The 18,232-nt window shown below is 73.3% G+C and carries 19 protein-coding genes; 7 read left to right on the forward strand and 12 right to left on the reverse strand.

Going from position 1 to position 18,232, the window contains the following annotated elements; translation table 11 throughout:
• Window positions 1–181 precede the first annotated feature (181 nt).
• Window positions 182–1,159 (reverse strand): zf-HC2 domain-containing protein, encoded by a 978-nt coding sequence (locus ACIHAR_RS32805; protein ID WP_400022947.1) that lies wholly within the window; start codon window positions 1,157–1,159, stop codon window positions 182–184.
• On the reverse strand, window positions 1,156–1,866 hold the full coding sequence (gene sigE, locus ACIHAR_RS32810) for an RNA polymerase sigma factor SigE (RefSeq protein WP_365469775.1): 711 nt from the start codon (window positions 1,864–1,866) through the stop codon (window positions 1,156–1,158). Before sigE ends, ACIHAR_RS32805 begins: the two co-directional genes overlap by 4 nt.
• Before the next feature lie 235 nt (window positions 1,867–2,101).
• Here sigE and ACIHAR_RS32815 point away from each other — a divergent pair, with 235 nt between their 5' ends.
• Window positions 2,102–2,800, forward strand: coding sequence for an O-methyltransferase (locus ACIHAR_RS32815; RefSeq protein ID WP_365469778.1), 699 nt, complete (start codon window positions 2,102–2,104; stop codon window positions 2,798–2,800).
• A gap of 214 nt (window positions 2,801–3,014) precedes the next feature.
• On the opposite strand, the gene ACIHAR_RS32820 is transcribed toward ACIHAR_RS32815, so the two are convergent.
• Entirely contained in the window at window positions 3,015–3,182 is a 168-nt protein-coding gene (locus ACIHAR_RS32820) for a DUF3117 domain-containing protein (protein ID WP_003966491.1), read from the reverse strand.
• A gap of 366 nt (window positions 3,183–3,548) precedes the next feature.
• Here ACIHAR_RS32820 and ACIHAR_RS32825 point away from each other — a divergent pair, with 366 nt between their 5' ends.
• Window positions 3,549–4,352 (forward strand): enoyl-CoA hydratase/isomerase family protein, encoded by an 804-nt coding sequence (locus ACIHAR_RS32825; protein WP_400022948.1) that lies wholly within the window; start codon window positions 3,549–3,551, stop codon window positions 4,350–4,352.
• 191 nt (window positions 4,353–4,543) lie between these two features.
• Here ACIHAR_RS32825 and tag read toward each other — a convergent pair whose 3' ends face one another.
• Together tag and ACIHAR_RS32835 are read right to left on the reverse strand one after the other, a co-directional pair.
• Window positions 4,544–5,131, reverse strand: coding sequence for a DNA-3-methyladenine glycosylase I (tag, locus tag ACIHAR_RS32830; protein WP_388758456.1), 588 nt, complete (start codon window positions 5,129–5,131; stop codon window positions 4,544–4,546).
• Window positions 5,128–5,484, reverse strand: coding sequence for a DivIVA domain-containing protein (locus ACIHAR_RS32835; protein ID WP_365469707.1), 357 nt, complete (start codon window positions 5,482–5,484; stop codon window positions 5,128–5,130). The genes tag and ACIHAR_RS32835 overlap by 4 nt, the downstream gene beginning before the upstream one ends.
• Before the next feature lie 125 nt (window positions 5,485–5,609).
• On the opposite strand from ACIHAR_RS32835, the gene folP reads away from it, so the two are divergent.
• Complete coding sequence (gene folP, locus ACIHAR_RS32840; RefSeq protein ID WP_384646493.1) at window positions 5,610–6,470, forward strand: dihydropteroate synthase; 861 nt, start codon at window positions 5,610–5,612, stop codon at window positions 6,468–6,470.
• A gap of 315 nt (window positions 6,471–6,785) precedes the next feature.
• Here the strand turns inward: folP and ACIHAR_RS32845 are convergent, their stop codons facing one another.
• Window positions 6,786–7,544, reverse strand: a complete 759-nt coding sequence (locus tag ACIHAR_RS32845) for a TIGR00730 family Rossman fold protein (RefSeq protein WP_400022949.1) — start codon at window positions 7,542–7,544, stop codon at window positions 6,786–6,788.
• 107 nt (window positions 7,545–7,651) lie between these two features.
• The gene (gene dapE / locus ACIHAR_RS32850) at window positions 7,652–8,731 is read right to left on the reverse strand and encodes a succinyl-diaminopimelate desuccinylase (RefSeq protein WP_388758452.1); all 1,080 of its coding nucleotides are present in this window, start codon (window positions 8,729–8,731) and stop codon (window positions 7,652–7,654) included.
• Window positions 8,732–8,825: 94 nt separating this feature from the next.
• On the opposite strand from dapE, the gene ACIHAR_RS32855 reads away from it, so the two are divergent.
• Entirely contained in the window at window positions 8,826–9,851 is a 1,026-nt protein-coding gene (locus ACIHAR_RS32855) for a heavy metal transporter (RefSeq protein ID WP_365469719.1), read from the forward strand.
• 349 nt (window positions 9,852–10,200) lie between these two features.
• Window positions 10,201–10,608 (forward strand): ATP-binding protein, encoded by a 408-nt coding sequence (locus ACIHAR_RS32860; RefSeq protein WP_365469722.1) that lies wholly within the window; start codon window positions 10,201–10,203, stop codon window positions 10,606–10,608.
• Window positions 10,609–10,691: 83 nt separating this feature from the next.
• On the opposite strand, the gene ACIHAR_RS32865 is transcribed toward ACIHAR_RS32860, so the two are convergent.
• Both ACIHAR_RS32865 and fdxA read right to left on the reverse strand, forming a co-directional pair.
• A complete protein-coding gene (locus tag ACIHAR_RS32865; RefSeq protein ID WP_400022950.1) occupies window positions 10,692–11,792 on the reverse strand; it encodes a bifunctional succinyldiaminopimelate transaminase/glutamate-prephenate aminotransferase in 1,101 nt (366 codons plus the stop codon).
• A 118-nt stretch (window positions 11,793–11,910) separates the two neighbouring features.
• Window positions 11,911–12,231 carry a ferredoxin gene (gene fdxA / locus ACIHAR_RS32870; RefSeq protein ID WP_003998156.1) on the reverse strand — a complete coding sequence of 107 codons (321 nt, stop codon included), beginning with the start codon at window positions 12,229–12,231 and terminating at the stop codon, window positions 11,911–11,913.
• 141 nt (window positions 12,232–12,372) lie between these two features.
• Between fdxA and ACIHAR_RS32875 the strand changes: the two genes are divergently transcribed.
• Together ACIHAR_RS32875 and ACIHAR_RS32880 are read left to right on the forward strand one after the other, a co-directional pair.
• Window positions 12,373–13,380, forward strand: a complete 1,008-nt coding sequence (locus ACIHAR_RS32875; protein ID WP_365469781.1) for a GNAT family N-acetyltransferase — start codon at window positions 12,373–12,375, stop codon at window positions 13,378–13,380.
• Window positions 13,377–14,210 carry a transglutaminase-like domain-containing protein gene (locus ACIHAR_RS32880; RefSeq protein ID WP_365469728.1) on the forward strand — a complete coding sequence of 278 codons (834 nt, stop codon included), beginning with the start codon at window positions 13,377–13,379 and terminating at the stop codon, window positions 14,208–14,210. The genes ACIHAR_RS32875 and ACIHAR_RS32880 overlap by 4 nt, the downstream gene beginning before the upstream one ends.
• A gap of 106 nt (window positions 14,211–14,316) precedes the next feature.
• Here ACIHAR_RS32880 and ACIHAR_RS32885 read toward each other — a convergent pair whose 3' ends face one another.
• The 3 genes from ACIHAR_RS32885 to mshB all read right to left on the reverse strand — a co-directional run bounded on the left by ACIHAR_RS32885 (window position 14,317) and on the right by mshB (window position 18,180).
• On the reverse strand, window positions 14,317–16,674 hold the full coding sequence (locus ACIHAR_RS32885) for a hypothetical protein (protein WP_400022951.1): 2,358 nt from the start codon (window positions 16,672–16,674) through the stop codon (window positions 14,317–14,319).
• A 154-nt stretch (window positions 16,675–16,828) separates the two neighbouring features.
• Entirely contained in the window at window positions 16,829–17,239 is a 411-nt protein-coding gene (locus tag ACIHAR_RS32890; RefSeq protein ID WP_365469734.1) for a DUF6113 family protein, read from the reverse strand.
• Window positions 17,239–18,180: an N-acetyl-1-D-myo-inositol-2-amino-2-deoxy-alpha-D-glucopyranoside deacetylase gene (gene mshB / locus ACIHAR_RS32895; RefSeq protein WP_400022952.1), complete on the reverse strand. Its 942-nt coding sequence runs from the start codon at window positions 18,178–18,180 to the stop codon at window positions 17,239–17,241. The genes ACIHAR_RS32890 and mshB overlap by 1 nt, the downstream gene beginning before the upstream one ends.
• Between the last annotated feature and the right edge of the window lie 52 nt (window positions 18,181–18,232).

The raw sequence follows: 18,232 nt of genomic DNA on the forward strand, positions 1-18,232 counted from the left end.
GCTCGGCAGGGCTCTGCGGTCGAGGCCGGCTCCACCACTTCCCCTTCGGGGACTTCCCCTCGTTCATGCTCTCCCCGCACCCGCAGCTCGTCGGACTCCGCCACCGCGCCCGGCCTGCGGGCACGGGCGCGGTCCTCCCAGGATTCAACCAGGTTCGCAGCGTACGGGCGCCGGGGCCGGGTCAGCGGGCGCTCTGCGGAGAGGGGGAGGTGGTGGGGGCGGAGGTGGTGTCGGGGACGGGCGCGGCGAGCAGGCCGGGAGCCGTGATCTCCGGGGCGGTGGCCCAGGAGGTCAGGGCGATCGGCGGGGTGGCGCCGAGCGGACGTATCAGCGGGGACATGGCGGCGGCGCCGGCCACGACGGGCGTGGTGAGCCCGTGCAGGGCCTGGCCGGCCTGCCCGGGAGCCGGGGCGGCCACTCCGGGCAGCAGCGGCGCGGTGACCTCGGTCGGGGCGACCGGTGTCTCGCCGAGCAGCTGGCCGCCCTGGGCGAGCAGCGGCCCGGTGCCCCGCCGACGCTGGTTGTCGGGAGTGGTCGCGGGGCCCGTGCCCGGGGTGCGGGCGGGTGTCACATTGCTCCCGGAGCCGCCGCGGGCCTCCGTGTCGGTCAGCGGGACGCCGGTGTTCACTCCGCCCAGCGCGATCGCGGCCAGGGACACCGCGCCGGCGGCGACGAAGGCGAACCGCAGACCGCGGGAGCGCTCGGCGTCACCGCGGCCGACGGGGTGGACGCGGAAACCGCGGTCCGAGGACGGCGTCAGCACGGAGCCGTGCTGACGCGCGGGGACGTAGCCGAACTCGAACGGCTCGTCCCGCTTCACTCCGAAGACCCCGGACGCTCCGGGGCGGGCGTCGAAGCGGTCGCCGAATCCTGCCCCGAGCGGCATTCCGCCGCCGTCCGTGTCACCTCCCCCGGGGAGCCCCTGGAGGCGGGCCAGGAAACTCTCGGAGGGGGTGGGTGGGGCGACTTCCGCGAAGACGTTCTTCAGCCGGCGCTGTGCGTCGACCTCCGCCTTGCACTTGGGGCAGGTCGCCACATGCGCCAGGACCCGCTCGCGCGTGTCATGACCGAGCTCGCCGTCCACCAGGGCCGAGAGCCGGTCGCCGAGGTGCTGCTCTGCCAGGAGCCGCTCGGTGGGTTCGTGTCGGGAGCCACTCACGCGGTCGCGCCCCCTCCTCCCAGAGCGGGCACGCGGGCCACGAAGGAGCGCCGCTCCGCGCGTGCCTCGGGCGAGCGGTGCGCGAGGGCCTTGCGCAGCTGCGAACGGCCGCGGTGGATCCGCGAACGGACCGTGCCGAGCTTGACGCCGAGGGTCGCGGCGATCTCCTCGTACGACAGTCCTTCGATGTCGCACAGGACGACCGCGGCGCGGAACTCCGGCGCGAGGGTGTCGAGGGCCTGCTGGACGTCCGCGTCGAAGTGGGCGTCGTTGAAGACCTGCTGGGGGGTGGGCTCCTTGCTGGCCAGCCGCTCGGCGGCGTCCTCGCCCAGCGCGTCGAAGCGGATGCGCTGCTTGCGCCGGACCATGTCCAGGAAGAGGTTGGTGGTGATGCGGTGCAGCCAGCCCTCGAAGGTGCCCGGCGTGTAGGTCGACAGCGAGCGGAAGACACGGACGAAGACCTCCTGGGTGAGGTCCTCGGCGTCGTGCTGGTTGCCCGTGAGGCGGTAGGCGAGCCGGTAGACCCGGCCGCTGTGCATGCTGACGATCTCCTCCCACGTGGGCGGAGTCCACGCCTGCCCGTCCGCGTCGGTGGAGAAGGTCGCGGTCTGGGCGTGGCCGACGGCGGGGCCGGCGGCGTGGCTGTGGTCAGCGGTGTCGTTCACGGATTTCGGCCTGCCTGCCGACCCGAGAAAGCGCCGCAGCACTCCTCCCCGATCCACAGGCGCAGCCGCACCTCCCCTGTCGGCTCTGGTGGTGTCCAGTGGAGCCCCTACCATAGCCACCTCGCCCGTTAGCTCCGGATAAGCGGTTTTACGAGAAATTGATCTGTGCTGATACGGCTCATGCGGCTGCGTCAGCACTTGCTCTGCGTCCCGTCCCTCATCGTGATCCAACTGTGTCCCCCCGTCGTCCTTCCCACCCCTTCAAACGCCCGGTCCCATCTGCGGGTTCCCGGCGGCAACGGATACAGTCACGCCCAGGCAACCACGGGGACAGGAGAGGGTCATTACCGGCAACCGGCAGACGAGCTGGGCGTTCGCCGACGCCTATGTCGCCGAGGACGAAGCGCTGCGCTGGGCCCGTGACCGGGCCCGTGAGGCAGGGCTGCGCTCGGTGTCGCCCAGCACGGGCGCGGCCCTGCGGTTGCTCGCCGCCGCCGTGGACGCGAAGGCGGTCGCGGAGATCGGTACCGGCACCGGCGTCTCCGGGATCCACCTGCTGCACGGCATGCGCCCCGACGGCGTCCTGACCACCGTCGATCCCGAGCCGGAGCACCAGCAGTTCGCCCGGCAGGCCTTTCGCGCCTGCGGCTTCGCCAGCAACCGGGCCCGTTTCATCCCGGGCCGCGCGCTCGACGTCCTGCCCCGCCTCGCGGACTCCGGCTACGACCTCGTCTTCTGCGACGGTGACCGGCTCGAGGTCATGGACTATCTCGCTGAATCGTTGCGTCTGCTGCGCCCCGGTGGCCTGGTGGTGTTCGAGGGCTGCTTCGCCAACGGCCGCACCATCGACTCCGGCCCGCAGCCCACGGAGGTCATAAAGATTCGCGAGCTGCTGCGCGCCGTACGCGAGAGCCAGGAGCTGGTGCCTTCGCTGCTGCCCGTGGGGGACGGGCTCCTGTGCGCGGTCAAGCGCTGACGGCGGGACATCCGGATCGGGAGCGGCAGCACCGGTCCGGCACGGCCATCGCATCGTCAGCACGGCACGGCACGGCACGGCATCGGCATCGGGCGTGACCGTCACGCCGCGCGGCGTGAGCGGGTGTGCGGCCGTCCGGGCGAGAGCCGGGAAACAGAGGCCCCGGCACCCATGAGGATGCCGGGGCGTCTGAAAGGGTATGGTCGCTTGGGCGTCAGCCGACGACCTTCTTGAGGGCGTCGCCGAGCGCGTCGGCCTCGTCAGGGGTCAGCTCGACGACGAGCCGACCGCCGCCTTCGAGCGGAACGCGCATGACGATGCCCCGCCCCTCCTTGGTCACCTCGAGCGGGCCGTCGCCCGTCCGCGGCTTCATGGCCGCCATGCTCGTTCCCCTTCCTGAAACCAGCTCATCGTCAAAGCCGACGGCCCGTGAAGGGCACGCGCGATCCAGCGCGGGACACGCGACACCGGCATCGAACACATTGCTTCCAAGCCATTATCCCGCATCTCAGGACCCGATGACCAACATCAGTCGGCATCGCTTGGGCAACGCGCGCGAGCAAAACCACTCAATTCGGCGATGTGGCTGCGATACTGCGCGCCCGCACGGAGTTCCCCCGCCCGGAAATCGTCCAGAATTCTTTGACGCAGGTCACACGTGCTGCGCGACTCCCGTCCTTCATGCTGTCCTTCGGAGAGAGGCGTACCGGTCGGTACGCCCCAGCCGTGACACCGGAGGGGACACCCCATGGCCGACACCGTGCTCTACGAGGTGAGCGACGGGCTCGCGACGATCACCCTGAACCGCCCGGAGGCGATGAACGCGCTGAACATCGCGACCAAGGTCGCCCTGCGGGATGCGGTGCGCTCGGCGGCGGAGGACGGGGCCGTCCGGGCGGTGCTGCTGACCGCCGCCGGTGACCGTGCCTTCTGCGTCGGTCAGGACCTCAAGGAGCACATCGGGCTGCTGGCGGCGGACCGGGAGACCGGCTCGGGCCAGACCATGACCACGGTCCGGGAGCACTACAACCCGATCGTGCGGGCGCTGACGGAGGCGCCGAAGCCGGTGGTCGCCGCGGTGAACGGGGTCGCCGCGGGCGCCGGCCTCGGTTTCGCGCTCGCCGCCGACTACCGGATCGTCGCGGACACCGCGTCCTTCAACACCTCGTTCGCGGGCGTCGCGCTGACCGCGGACTCGGGCGTCTCGTGGACGCTGCCCCGTGTGATCGGCCCCGGCCGCGCCGCCGACCTGCTGCTCTTCCCGCGCAGCATCAAGGCGCAGGAGGCGTACGAGCTGGGCATCGCCAACCGGGTGGTCCCGGCGGACTCGCTGCGCACCGCCGCCCAGCAGGTGGCGCGGATGCTGGCCGAGGGGCCGACCATGGCGTACGCGGCGATCAAGGAGGCGATGGCGTACGGGTACTCCCACTCGCTGGCCGAGACCCTGGACAAGGAGGACGAGCTGCAGACGCGGGCGGGGCAGTCGGAGGACCACGCGATCGCGGTGCAGGCGTTCGTGAACAAGGAGACGCCGAAGTACCTGGGCCGCTGAGCCCGGGCCCCGAGCGCCGTCGGGGACCGCGGGTCCGTCGTGACGGGCACCCGGCCCGGGGTCGCGTCCACGGGCGGACCCGTAGGCCGCGACGGCGCCGCGCTCCCCGGGCCTGTCATGGGCATCGCGCCGCAGAGGAGGCACCGGACGGCGCCCGTCGCTTCCCCGCGCCCTGCTCCGAACGGCAGGCCCTAGACGGCGCTCCTCGCCACGCAGCCCTCCAGGTGGTCGTCCACCAGCCCGCACGCCTGCATCAGCGCGTACGCCGTCGTCGGCCCGACGAAGCGCAGCCCCCGCTTCTTCAGCGCCTTGGACAGGGCCGTCGACTCCGGTGTGACCGCCGGGACGTCGGCGAGGGTCTTCGGGACCGTACGGGTGTCCGGGTCGGGGGCGTGGGACCAGATCAGGTCGTCCAGGTCGCCCGGGGCCCAGCCGGCCAGCACGCGCGCGTTGGCCAGGGTGGCGTCGATCTTGGCGCGGTTGCGGATGATGCCGGGGTCGGCGAGGAGGCGCTCGCGGTCCTCGTCGGTGAAGGCCGCCACCGACGTGATCGTGAAGTCGGCGAAGGCGGCGCGGAAGCCGGGGCGGCGTCGCAGGATGGTGATCCAGGACAGGCCGGACTGGAAGGCCTCCAGGCTGAGGCGTTCGAAGAGCGCGTCGTCGCCGTGGACCGGGCGGCCCCACTCCTCGTCGTGGTAGGGCACGTAGTCCGGGGTGGACAGGGCCCAGGGACAGCGCAGGGCGCCGTCCGGGCCGGCGAGGGCGGTGCCGTCGCTCACCGCTGCTCCTCCTGTGCGGGCTTCTCCATGGAGACGTGCGGCTCGGGCCGCCGGGCGCCGGCCAGGGCGGACTCCAGTTCGGCGATACGGGCGTCGCGTTCCGCGAGTTCCGCGCCGAGACGGTTGAGGGCGTCGTCGACGTCCGCCATGCGGTAGCCGCGGGCGGCCAGCGGGAAGCGGAGGCGGTCGACGTCGGACCGGTCGAGGGGGCGGTCCGGGGGCAGCGGGTCGTGCAGCCGCTCGGGGACGGCCTCCGGCAGCGGCCCGGTGCCCTCGCCGCCGCCCACCACGGCGAGTGTCACCGCGGCGACCACGACGGCGAGCGCGACGACCAGGAAGAAGAACATAACCATCGGTGGGTCCCCACGCTCGCTGTGCTCGGTGTCGAAAGTGTCAGGGTCCGATCGTGCCATGCGGGTGCGACGGTTAGGGTCGCAGGCGGCGGATGTCCAGGACGTACTAGGAGAGGTCACAGGGGATGCTCAGGCTGGGCAGGCGTGAGTTCGGCACGCACGAGCCGGTGATCATGGCGATCGTGAACCGGACCCCGGACTCCTTCTACGACCAGGGGGCGACCTTCCGGGACGAGCCGGCGCTGGCGCGGGTGGAGCAGGCGGTCGCGGAGGGCGCCGCGATCATCGACATCGGCGGGGTGAAGGCCGGGCCCGGCGAGGAGGTGACCGCCGAGGAGGAGGCGCGGCGGACGGTCGGCTTCGTGGCCGAGGTGCGGCGGCGCTTCCCGGACGTCGTCATCAGCGTGGACACCTGGCGGGCCGAGGTCGGCGAGGCCGTCTGCGAGGCGGGCGCGGACCTGCTGAACGACGCGTGGGGCGGCGTGGACCCCCGGCTGGCCGAGGTCGCGGCGCGGTACGGGGTGGGGCTGGTGTGCACCCATGCCGGCGGCGCGGAGCCCCGGACCCGTCCGCACCGGGTGACGTACGACGACGTCATGGCCGACATCCTGCGGGTGACCGTGGGGCTGGCCGAGCGGGCGGCGGCGCTGGGCGTGCCGAGGGAGTCGATCCTGATCGACCCCGGGCACGACTTCAACAAGAACACCCGGCACAGCCTGGAGGCGACGCGGCGGCTCGGGGAGATGGTGGAGACGGGGTGGCCGGTGCTGGTCTCCCTCTCCAACAAGGACTTCGTCGGGGAGACGCTGGACCGGCCGGTGAAGGAGCGCGTGCTCGGGACGCTGGCGACGACGGCGGTGTCGGCGTGGCTCGGCGCCCAGGTGTACCGGGTGCACGAGGTCGCGGAGACCCGGCAGGTCGTGGACATGGTGGCGTCGATCGCGGGCCACCGGGAGCCGGCGGTGGCCCGGAGGGGGCTTGTATAAGCCTCCGGTAGAGGCTCGTACAGGCCCCGATAGAGGCTCGTACAGGCCCCGGCAGGCTCGTCCAGGCAACCCCGGCAGAGGCTCGTACAGGCCCCGGCAGAGGCTCGTCCAGGCCCGGAGGAGACTCGCTCAAGCCCCGGCAGAGGCTCGTACAGGCCCGATGGGGGTTCGTACAGGCCCGATGGGGGCTCGTACAGGCCCCCCGGTCAGGGCGCTCATGTGCAGGCCCCGTGGGGTCGCATGGCCCCCGTGGGCCGGGAAGCGGGCCTCGACGCTCGGCCCTGCCTCCCGGGCCGGGAACGCTCAAGTGGGGGCCTACCGGCCCGCCTCCTTGGACACCAGCGCCACCGCTTCCTCCACGTCGTCCGTGACGTGGAAGAGGAGGAGGTCCTTCTCGGCCGCCTTGCCCTGGGCGACCAGGGTGTTCTTCAGCCAGTCGACCAGGCCGCCCCAGTACTCCGTGCCGAAGAGGACGATGGGGAAGCGGGTGACCTTCTGGGTCTGGACGAGGGTGAGGGCCTCGAAGAGTTCGTCCAGGGTGCCCAGGCCGCCGGGCAGGACCACGAAGCCCTGCGCGTACTTCACGAACATCATCTTCCGGACGAAGAAGTAACGGAAGTTCAGCCCGATGTCGACGTACGGGTTGAGGCCCTGCTCGAAGGGAAGTTCGATACCGAGCCCCACCGAGATGCCGCCCGCCTCGCACGCGCCCTTGTTGGCCGCCTCCATGGCGCCCGGGCCGCCGCCCGTGATGACCGCCCAGCCGGCCTTGACCAGCGCGCGGCCCAGCCGTACGCCCGCCTCGTACTCCGGGGAGTCCACCGGCGTTCGGGCCGAACCGAACACGCTGATGGCGGGGGGGAGCTCGGCGAGCGTGCCGAAGCCCTCGATGAACTCCGACTGGATGCGGAGCACCCGCCACGGGTCCGTGTGGACCCAGTCCGAGGGGGCACGCTCGTCCAGCAGCCGCTGGTCCGTGGTGCTCGCCTGTACCTGATCGCGCCTCCGGAGGACCGGTCCCAGGCGCTGTTCCTCCGGTGGCTGCTTCTTGCCCTCGGGGTTACCGGTAGCCATGTGAGCTCCCTCCGCTTGCAGATGTTCCACCTCAGCGTAGATCTACGCGGGTTACGGCCGGGGGACGTCGGCGTGTCCGCCGTGAAGCGCCGTCAGGTCGTACGGCCTCAGCCGGTGAGCCAGGCCCGCAGGCGCTCCTCCCCCGCGAGGATCTTCGCCGTCTCCACGCGCTCGTCCCGCTTGTGCGCCAAGTGGGGGTTGCCGGGCCCGTAGTTGACCGCGGGGACGCCGAGGGCCGAGAACCGGGAGACGTCCGTCCAGCCGTACTTCGGCAGCGGGGTGCCGCCCACCGCCTCGATGAAGGCCGCTGCGGCCGGGTGGGAGAGGCCGGGCATGGCCCCGCCGCTGTGGTCGTCCACGACGAACTCCTCCACCCCGCAGTCCGCGAACACCTCACGGACATGGGCGACGGCCTCCTCGGGGGTACGGTCGGGCGCGTAGCGGAAGTTGACCGTGACGACGCACTCGTCCGGGATGACGTTGCCCGCGACGCCGCCGCTGATGCCCACCGCGTTCAGGCCCTCGCGGTACTGCAGACCGTCGATCACCGGGTTGCGCGGCTCGTACGAGGCCAGGCGGGCGAGGATCGGGGCCGCCGCGTGGATCGCGTTGGAGCCCATCCAGCCGCGCGCCGAGTGCGCCCGCTCGCCCTTGGTCTTCAGCAGGACCCGCAGGGTGCCCTGGCAGCCGCCCTCCACCTGGCCGTCGGACGGCTCCAGCAGCACCGCGAAGTCGCCCAGCAGCCACTCCGGGTGCGCCTCGGCGACGTGCTTGAGGCCGTTGAGGTCGGCGGCGACCTCCTCGTTGTCGTAGAAGACGAAGGTGAGGTCGCGGTTCGGGGCCGGGACGGTGGCGGCGATGCGGAGCTGGACGGCGACGCCGGCCTTCATGTCGCAGGTGCCGCAGCCCCAGAGCACTCCGTCCGCGTCCAGCCGGGACGGGACGTTGCCGGCGATGGGGACCGTGTCGATGTGGCCGGCGAGGATGACCCGCTCCGGGCGGCCCAGGTCGGTACGGGCGATCACGTTGTTGCCGTACCGGTCCACCGTGAGGTGCGGCAGTGCGCGCAGGGCGGCCTCGATCGCGTCCGCGAGCGGCTTCTCGGTGCCGCTCTCCGAGGGGAAGTCGACGAGCTGCGCGGTCAGGACGGCGGCGTCCAGCGTGAGGTCAAGCGAGGTCTCGGCCATGCCGTCGACCCTAACGCGCCGACCGCGCGTTGCGCCGGGCCCGCCGTTTCACGGGAGTCTCCCCCGCTTCCGTACTCTCCAGTACCTTGTACGCGTGCCAGAGCCGTCACCCACCCCCAAGCGCCGCGGCCGCCTCCTTCGTTTCGGGGCGGCCTGTGTGGTCCTGTCCGCCGTCGCGGGTTATGTCGTGGTCCAGTACGTCACCGGTGGCGCCGGGAATCCCGGGTGCAGAGTCGTTTCCTCGCAGGGCGACGGAACGACGTACGAGTTCACGCCGGAGCAGGCGGTGAACGCGGCCACGATCACGGCCGTCGGCACCAACCGGGGCATGCCCCAGCGGGCCGTGACCATCGCGCTCGCGACCGCGCTGCAGGAGTCGGCGCTGCGCAACCTCGACCACGGGGACCGCGACTCGCTGGGCCTGTTCCAGCAGCGCCCCTCGCAGGGCTGGGGCACCGCCCAGGAGGTCACCGACCCCGCGTACGCGGCGAACATCTTCTACGAGCACCTCGCCAAGGTGCCCGACTACACCGAACTGCCGCTGACCGTCGCCGCGCAGCGCGTGCAGCGCAGCGGTTACCCGGACGCGTACGCCAAGCACGAGCCGGACGCCGCACTGCTGGCCGCCGCGCTCACGGGGACCTCCGCGGCCACGCTGACCTGCGAGGGGCGCCCGGAGACGGCGACGGCCACGGGTCCGGACGCGGTGCGCGCGGCGCTGCTGCGGGACTTCGGGGGCGAGGGAGCACCGGCGGCGGGCGCGGAGACCGGCACGGAGGCCGATTCCGCGACCGACGCGCGGAAGACGGCCGCGTCCGCCGGGGAGGCGGGGGTGCCCGCGGCGGAGACCAGCGGGCGGACCGTGACGCTGCCCGTCGGCGACGACACCGCCGCCGGCCGCGGCGTGCCCGAGCGCGGCTGGCAGCTCGCCCACTGGGCCGTGGCCAACGCCTCGGCCCTGCACATCGAGCGCGTCACGTACGCCGGCCGGGAGTGGGTCGCCGGCAACACCGACAGCGAGTGGCGGGCCGCCCGCGACGGCGGGACGGAGGCCGCCGGGGCCCCCGGTTCGGCGGCCGGTCCCGGGACGAGCGCCGTACGGATCGTCACCGCGCAGTAGTGCGACTCCTCACCCGTGCGGGTCATGCACGGGTGAGGAGGACGCCGTGCGGTCAGGTTTTCGCGCCCTCACCCCCGCATCCGCCGGACCCCTTGGGAACAAAGGCCTGCGGGCGTTCGGCGGACTTTCACACCGGGCGCTTTTTGCCCGCTTTCATCCACAGCCGATAATGCGACGCATTACCAACTCTTTACGTCGGACGTCCGCAACCTTCGCGCGCTTCGAGCGGTAGTCACTGCGTCCGAGCCCGGACGGCCGGCCGACGGCCGGTGAGGTGCCGGTCGGTCAACGGCCGCTCCCGCTCGGACACTTCAGCATTGTTCACCGTTTCCTCCGTCGAAGGAGCATCATGTCCCTCCCCCTGACCCGCAGGATCGCCCGTGCCGCACTGCTCGTCGCTGCGGGAGCGGCCGCCGGGGTCGGTGCGGCCGGCTCCGCCAGTGCGGCCCCCGCCGCTCTGCCCGCCACCCCGAACCTGGGCGGGCTCACCGCCCTGGACGGGGCGAACGTCGGCGAGACGCTCGACGGCGCGACGCAGAACGTCACCGAGACCGCGGGCGAGAGCGGCGGCACGGCCGTGAAGAAGGCGACGCCGGCGGCCCAGAAGGCGGTCGGCGGGGCGGCGGGCTCCACCGGGGCGGTCCTCGGCGACACGGCGTCGACGGCGACGAAGGGCGGCCTGCCCACGGACTCCCTCACCGACGGCGGTCTGCCGACCGCGCAGACGCTGCCCGCGAAGGACCTCCCGGTCGGCTGACCGGCCTCCGAAGAGCACCGGCGACGGGGTCCAGGTTCCCTCCTGGGCCCCGTCGCTTCGCGTCGCCCGACGCCGGGCAGGCCCTACGGCCTGGTCAGTCGTGCGACCGCCGCCCTCACCCGTTCGTCCGTCGCCGTCAGGGCCACGCGCACGAAGTTCTCGCCCGCCGGGCCGTAGAAGTCGCCCGGGGCGACGAGGATGCCGAGGTCGGCCAGGTGGGCGACCGTGGCCCAGCAGGACTCGTCCCGAGTGGCCCAGAGGTAGAGGCTGGCCTCGCTGTGCTCGATGCGGAAGCCGTGGCCGAGGAGGGCGTCGCGCAGGAGGGTGCGGCGGGCTGCGTAGCGCTCGCGCTGGACGCGGACGTGCTCGTCGTCGCCCAGGGCCGCCACCACCGCGGCCTGGGTGGGCGCCGACGTCATCATGCCGCCGTGCTTGCGGATCTCCAGGAGCGGGCCGAGCACGGCCGGGTCGCCCGCGAGGAAGGCGGCGCGGTAGCCCGCCAGGTTCGAGCGCTTCGACAGGGAGTGGACCGAGACGATGCCCTCGTACGAGCCGCCGTTGACGTCCGGGTGCAGGACCGAGACCGGGTCGGCCTCCCAGCCCAGCTCCAGGTAGCACTCGTCGGAGAAGACGAGGACGCCGTGCTCCCGGGCCCAGGCCACGATCCTCGTCAGCTCCGCCTTGGACAGCACCCTGCCCGTGGGGTTGGACGGGGAGTTCAGCCACAGGAGCTTCAGGTCCGTGGGGTCGAGCTCGGTCGGATCGTCGTAGACCTCGTGGTCCGCGCGGGCCAGGCGGGCGCCGACCTCGTAGGTGGGGTAGGCGAGGCGCGGGTAGGCCACCTTGTCGCCGGGACCGAGGCCCAGCTGGGTCGGGAGCCAGGCGACCAGTTCCTTGGAGCCGACGATCGGCAGGACGTGGCGGTGGGTGACCTCGCGGGCGCCGAGGCGGCGCTCCAGCCAGCCGGTGATGGCGTCGCGCAGGGCCGGGGTGCCCCAGACCGTCGGGTATCCCGGGGAGTCCGCCGCGTCGATCAGCGCTTTCTGGATCAGTTCGGGGACCGGGTCGACCGGGGTGCCGACGGAGAGGTCGACGATCCCGTCCGGGTGCGCCGCGGCCGTCTTCTTGTACGGCTCCAGCTTGTCCCAGGGGAAGGTCGGAAGGCGGTCGGAGACTGCGGACACGGGATCTGGCTCACTTTCTCGTACGTACGGCAAACGCCTCGGTCCCGTACGGCCGCCGAGGGGCGATCTGGCCGTACGGGACCGAGGCGGCACGGTTGTGTGCGGGCCGCTTACGTGATTACTCGGCCTGCGGCGGCAGCGCGGCGACGAACGGGTGGTCGCGCTCGATCAGGCCCAGCTTGCTGGCGCCACCGGGGGAGCCGAGCTCGTCGAAGAACTCGACGTTCGCCTTGTAGTAGTCCTTCCACTCCTCCGGCACGTCGTCCTCGTAGAAGATCGCCTCGACCGGGCAGACCGGCTCACAGGCACCACAGTCGACGCATTCGTCCGGGTGGATGTACAAGGACCGGGAGCCCTCGTAGATGCAGTCGACCGGGCACTCCTCGATGCACGCCTTGTCCTTGACGTCGACACAAGGCTGCGCGATGACGTAGGTCACGCTGTCGTTCCTCCTCGATAGGGCGCTGGCGGGCCTCCCACAGGCTCCGCCGCCTGGCGCGCGGGAGCGCGGCGTCGTCGATGCCCGCCCCTAGTATCTCCGTTCTTGGGCATGATCCGAACAGGAGGGGTGGACCGACCTGTGGAATTCTCGGCTGCTGGACGCCTCGAGGTCCGTGTCACCGCTGCTGACGTGGGCAAACGCGTCTCGGTGCGGCGTTTGGGCGAGCCTGGAGCAACGGAGGGGAAATTCACCGACACGGTGGGTGTTCTCACATCATGGGATGCCGGTGTGCTGGTGATCACACGGAAGAACGGGGAGAGCGTCCGCATCGACGAGGCCTCGCTGGTCGCCGGGAAGGTCGTTCCGGCGGCCCCGGCGCGCCGCCGGGGCCCGGCCGCGTCGTACGAGGAGCTCGCCCGGGTCGCGGCCCGGGCGTGGCGGCCCGTGGAGAGCGAGCGGCTGGGCGAGTGGGAGCTGCGGGCCGCCGCCGGGTTCACGCGCCGGGCCAACTCCGTCCTGCCGCTGGGCGGCCCCGGGCTGCCGCTCGACGAGGCGCTGGACGTCGTACGGCGCTGGTACGGCGCGCGGGGGCTGCCCGCCTATGTGCAGACCGCGACCGGCGCCGAGGGCACGCAGGAGCTGCTGTGCGCGGAGCTGGAGCGGCGCGGGTGGGTGCGGGAGGTGACCGCCGAACTGTGGATCGGGGCGCTGGCGCCGGTCGCCGACCGGGCGGAGGCTGAGGGTGTGGTGCTCGCCCGCGAGGCCGACGAGGCGTGGCTGGGGCGGTACCAGCGTAAGGGGGTGAGCGAGGTGGCCCTGAGGGTGCTGCGGAGTGGGCCGTCGGTGTGGTTCGCGTCCGTGCCGGGTGACGAGGGGACGGCTCCGGCCGCCATCGGGCGGTGTGTCGTGGACGGGCGGTGGGCCGGTTTCGCGGCCGTCGAGGTCGATCCCGGGCAGCGCAGGCGGGGGCTGGCGACCGTCGTGATGGCCGCCCTGGCGCGGCGGGCCCTGGAGGAGGGCGCCTCGGCCGCCTGGTTGCAGGTGGAGGAGGACAACGCGGGAGCGCGGGCCCTGTACGGCGGGCTGGGCTTCGGTGCGCATCACGCCTACCACCACTACCGGCAACCGGAGGCGGGAAGGCCGTGAGCGGTTTCGGGACCGCCGAGCTGCGGCGGAGGTTCGCCGAGGAGGCGCGGGCCGAGCGGCCCGACCTCGCGGCACTGTGTCTTCTGGTGGCCGCGGAGGCGGACCGGACGCTGGACGAGACCGGGATGGACGCCGCGCAGGCCGAGCTGGACCGGCTGGCGGGGCAGGTGCCGTTCCGGCCGGGTGGGCCCCGGGCGTGGGCGGTGGCACTGCGGGAGCTGCTGGGTGAGCGGTACGGGTTCGCCGGCTCCGCCGCGGACTACGAGCGGCTGGAGTCCTCGCTGCTGCACGAGGTGCTGCGGCGCCGGCGCGGGTTGCCGATCCTGCTGTCCGTGGTGTGGATGGAGGTGGCGCGGCGGGCGGGGGCGCCGGTGTACGGGGTGGCGCTGCCCGGGCACTTCGTGGTGGGGTTCGGCCCCCGGGAGCAGCAGGTGCTCGTCGATCCCTTCGACGGCGGGCGGGTGCTGACGGGGCGCGACGCGGAGGTGCTGGTGGCGGGGGCGACGGGCGCTCCGCTGGATGCGTCGATGCTGGTGCCGGCGGAGACGTTGGACGTCGTGCTGCGGATCCTGAACAACATCCGGGCGTGGGCCGCGGCCCGTCCGGAGCGGACGGACGTGGCGCTGTGGGCGGTGGAGCTGGCGTTGCTGGTGCCCCACCATCCGGCTCGGTTGCGGTACGAGCGGGGGAAGTTGATGGTGCAGCGGGGGGACTTCATCGGCGGAGCGGCCGAGTTGGAGGAGTACGCGGGGCTGGTGGAGGTGGTCGACACGCCTCTGGCGGAGCGGGTGCGGGGGGAGGCGCAGGCCGCGCGGGCGAGGCTCAACTGACCGTCCGGAGTGCCGTGAGGCGGATGTCGTGCGTGCGCTGGCGGGTGCCGTCACGCGCGAAGGGCACCCGGCGGTCGTGCCGGGCGCCCTTCGCGGGACTGCGTTGTCAGCTCGGGTCGGTGTCGATGACCGCGACCCGGTCGGTCTTGCTCTTCAGCGCCAGACGCAGGGCGCCGATCACGTCCTGGACGGTGACGTCCGTCTTCTGGCCGGTGGCACGGGTGATCTGGACGCCGTCGAAGGTGCCGCCGTACAGCTCCTTCAGCGCGGACTCGTTGTAGCTGTCGACGAGCTTGCCGTCGACGGCCTTGACCTCGAGGAACTTCCACAGGGAGTTCTCGGGGCTGAAGCGGACCGTGTGCGCCGCGTCGGTCTGGACCGTGACGGTGCCGGACATCGCCGGTTCGGCGAACTCCTTCATCATCCGGTCGACTTCGGCGTCGGAGACCGTCGGCTGCTTGGTGGTCGTGGGGACCTTCACCGGGGTGGCGGTGCCGCTCTCCACCTGGCTGCGGTAGGCGGTCACGACGGCCGTCTCGGCCTTCGTCGCGTCGATGCCCTTGCCCGCCTTGCCGTAGACGGCGACGGCCTTGCCCCGCTCGAACCTGATCGTGCCCTCGGTGGCCGAACCGGAGCCGCCCGCCGCCGTCTCCAGGGCCGCACGGAGCTTCTCCTCGTCGACCGGCATGACCGGTTCGACCTCGCGGTGCTCGCCGAACAGCGAGCCGATCACCGAGACCGGGTTGTAGTCGCTCTTGGCGGCCTGGTCGACGGTGGCCTGCATGTCGAACTGCAGGCCCGACTGGTCCGGCTTGAGGGTGACCGTGGTGCCGTCCACCGACAGCTTCAGCGCCTGGTTCACGCGGCCGTCGAAGGCGTCGTCGAGCTTCTTGACGGCGTCGTCGCGGGTGCCGCCGCCGATGTCGACGCCGAGCACGGTGGTGCCCTTGGGCACGTCGGAGTGGTTCATCAGCAGCCCGGCGCCGTAGGCACCGGCCGCGCCGACGACGACCACACCGCCGAGCAGGGCCAGCTTGCTGCGGCCCTTCTTCTTGTTCTTCTTCGAGCCGGCCGCGGGCGCGGTCGGCTCGGGCTGCGCGGGCGGGGTGTGCACGGGCCCGGCGCCGTGCGCGCCCGGCGCGAACGGCCCGCCGGGACCGGCGCCCTGGCCGGGCGGGGGCACGACCGGGATGCCGCTGGTGACGGTCTGGCCGGAGACGTTGTCGTGCCGGCCGTAACCGCCCGGCCCGGGTTCGGGGGCCGGTTGCTGCGGGGTGAGGATCGCGGTGTCGTCGCTGAGACCGCCGCCGGGGGGCCGGCCGGTGCCGGGACCGCCCTGGGGACCGGGACCACCGGGCGCTCCGGGCGTGCGGGGTGCGTGGGGTGCGCCCACGGCGCCGGCGTGGGCGCCCGGTGCCGCGCCGTTCATCGGGGGCACCATCGGGCCGTCGCCGGTGACGGGGCCGCCGGTCGGGCCGGCGGGGCCCTGCGGGCCGCCCCTGGTGCCGCGGGCTCCGGGGCCGTCCGGCCCGTTGAAGTCGCTCGGGCCGCCGAGGCCGGGAACGCCGCCGTGGCCGTTGGTGCCGGGGTGGCCGTTCGGGCCGCCGCCGTTGTCCGCGAAGTACGGGAGGTCGTCGCGGCGCGGCTCGGCGCCGCCACCCTGCGCGGGACGCGCGCCGCCGCCCAGCGGGCCCGCGGAGAGCGCCTCGGTCACGTCGAAGGAGCCGGTGCCGCCGCCGTGCCCCGGAGCCACGGGACCACCGGTGGCGCCGGGCAGCCCGGCACCGTTGGTGCCGCCGGAGCGGGGGGCGCCCGGCACGCTCACGGAACCCACGACACCGCCGGGCCGCCCGGCGCCCGGGCGGCCGCCACCGGGCGCACCCGCACCCGGTCCGCCGCCACCGGCCGGACGCGCGCCGCCGGTGCCACCGGCTGCGCCCGCTCCCGGGACGGGACCCGAGCCCGCGGCCGAACCGCCCGGCGCTGCGGCCCCGTTGCCGGAGCCGCCGCCCTGACCGCCCTTGCCCGTCGAGGACTTGCGCGGCGCGAACCATTCGCTCGCCTTCTCCTCGCCCGCCGGCGTCTGCTCGGCGGGCGTCTCGACGGTGCCCGCGGGGAACGCGGAACCTCCGCCGCCGGCAGGCCCGGAGGCGGCCGCGGCGCCCGTCGACGGGGCGGAGCCCCCGGCCTGGGTGTCGGTGCCGCCGTCGCCCGCGCTCTCCGCGTCGGTGACGGGCTTGCGCACGACGACCGGCGGAATGGGCCGCGACCCGGGGATGTTGATCCGGATCCGGGTCGTCAGCGTGGTCTCGGTCTTGCGTTCCTCCGGCTGCGCGGCCGAACGGCCCGCGTCCGCGCCGCCGTCGGACACCATCGGGGTGCCGTAGGGCGGCGTGCCCGAGGGGTATGCGGCTCCGCCGCGCCCGCTGGGCCCGGAGGACGGACTGTCAGTTTCACGACTCAAGGCAGGTTCTCCAGGTTGGCTCCACCGCCCGCCACGACCTCACGGGCAGCTCGGCGGCGCGCACCACCATACTGGCCACTTCTGGCCCGTATCCCACGACCGCTGCTGAAACCCACACGCGACTCGCACGGTCACGCCACGGCGAAGTGGTACGTCACTTGCCAAGTCGGACGTCGTCGCCGACCGGTTGCCGCCCACCGCCAAGGGTGGCGCAGATCACAGCCAGGGCCATGCCGCCGAGCAGGAAGAGGTAGGAGCCGCCTCCCGCGCCGAAGAAGAAGTCGCCCTCGGGGCGGCTAGCGGTGAGCAGGACGACGGTGATCATCCAGCCGGCGGCGGGCGCGACGGCCCCGCTCCGGCTGCCGAGGGCGCGCGCTCCGCCGAGGAAGAGCCCGGCGGCGCCCGCGAGCGCGAGCAGCAGCCCGCCGGGGAACCAGCCGGACTGGACGAGCGCCCCGGCGAGGCCGGTGACCGCGCCCAGCAGCAGGAGCCCGAGGAGGGCGGCGATCCGTCCGGCGGAGGGCCGCCGGAGGGGCTGGGCGAGCATCGGACCGCGGTCGGACATCAGGCCACCCCCTCGACGCCGGCGAACAGGTCGGTCTCCCTCTTCCGGGCCGCCGGCTCCCCCGCGGCGGCGGGCAGGCCGCCCTGGACGGTCCCCCCGCGCACCAGCTCGTAGTACTCGGTGGCGAAGAGCGGTTGCGCCAGGTGGTTGGAGAGCACGAAGGACCGCCCGTCGGGGGCGACCTCGATCTGGGTGGCGTGCGCGCGCATCGCGGCGGCCTTGGCGGCGGCGTACGCGGTGCCGTCGATCTCGGCGGTGATCCGCTCGTCGTCGACGACGCCGGGGACGTCGGCGACCGTGGCGCTCTCGGTGAAGGGGAGGCCGGGCAGCTCCTCCCGGAGCCGGGCGAAGGCGGCCTCGGCGACGGGGCGCGGCACGCGGTTCCAGTAGACCTTGGGGACGCTCCAGCCGGCGTCCGCGGCGAGTTCCACGGCGCGCATGGCGACGCGGTGCGCCTGGATGTGGTCGGGGTGGCCGTAGCCGCCGTTGTCGTCGTAGGTGACGAGGACATGGGGGCGCAGTTCGAGGATCGCCTCCGCGAGCGAGGCGGCGGCGGTGTCGACGTCGGCCTGCCAGAAGCAGGCGGGGTCGTCGTTGTCGGACAGGCCCATCATCCCGGAGTCGCCGTAGCGGCCGGGGCCGCCGAGCAGCCGGACGTCGTGGACGCCCAGCTCGGCCATGGCGGCCCTGAGCTCGCGCAGCCGGTACTCGCCGAGGGCGGCGCCGGTGAGGTGCGACAGCTCCGGCGGGATGACCTCGCCGCGTTCGCCGAGGGTGCAGGTGACCAGGGCCACGTGGGCGCCCTCGGCCGCGTACCTGGCCATGGTCGCGCCGTTGTTGATCGACTCGTCGTCCGGGTGCGCGTGCACCAGCAGCAGACGCCGAGCGGCGCGAGAGCGGGGTTCCCCCGGCTGGAGGCTGGGGGAGGGCTGTTCCGTCATGCGCCCAACCCTACGAGGAGGGAATGCTTTCCCCGCGCAGGGGCAGACGCAC

Source organism: Streptomyces sp. NPDC052016, from assembly GCF_044548445.1.
Lineage (GTDB): Bacteria > Actinomycetota > Actinomycetes > Streptomycetales > Streptomycetaceae > Streptomyces.

Excerpts from the sequence above, each read along its gene's own strand:
- dapE (WP_388758452.1), bottom strand. The coding sequence starts at position 8,731 with ATGGCCGAGACCTCGCTTGACCTCACGCTGGACGCCGCCGTCCTGACC.
- ACIHAR_RS32820 (WP_003966491.1), bottom strand. The coding sequence starts at position 3,182 with ATGGCGGCCATGAAGCCGCGGACGGGCGACGGCCCGCTCGAGGTGACC.
- ACIHAR_RS32845 (WP_400022949.1), bottom strand. The coding sequence starts at position 7,544 with ATGGCTACCGGTAACCCCGAGGGCAAGAAGCAGCCACCGGAGGAACAG.
- folP (WP_384646493.1), top strand. The coding sequence starts at position 5,610 with ATGCTCAGGCTGGGCAGGCGTGAGTTCGGCACGCACGAGCCGGTGATC.
- ACIHAR_RS32890 (WP_365469734.1), bottom strand. The coding sequence starts at position 17,239 with ATGTCCGACCGCGGTCCGATGCTCGCCCAGCCCCTCCGGCGGCCCTCC.
- ACIHAR_RS32825 (WP_400022948.1), top strand. The coding sequence starts at position 3,549 with ATGGCCGACACCGTGCTCTACGAGGTGAGCGACGGGCTCGCGACGATC.
- ACIHAR_RS32835 (WP_365469707.1), bottom strand. The coding sequence starts at position 5,484 with ATGGTTATGTTCTTCTTCCTGGTCGTCGCGCTCGCCGTCGTGGTCGCC.
- ACIHAR_RS32860 (WP_365469722.1), top strand. The coding sequence starts at position 10,201 with ATGTCCCTCCCCCTGACCCGCAGGATCGCCCGTGCCGCACTGCTCGTC.
- mshB (WP_400022952.1), bottom strand. The coding sequence starts at position 18,180 with ATGACGGAACAGCCCTCCCCCAGCCTCCAGCCGGGGGAACCCCGCTCT.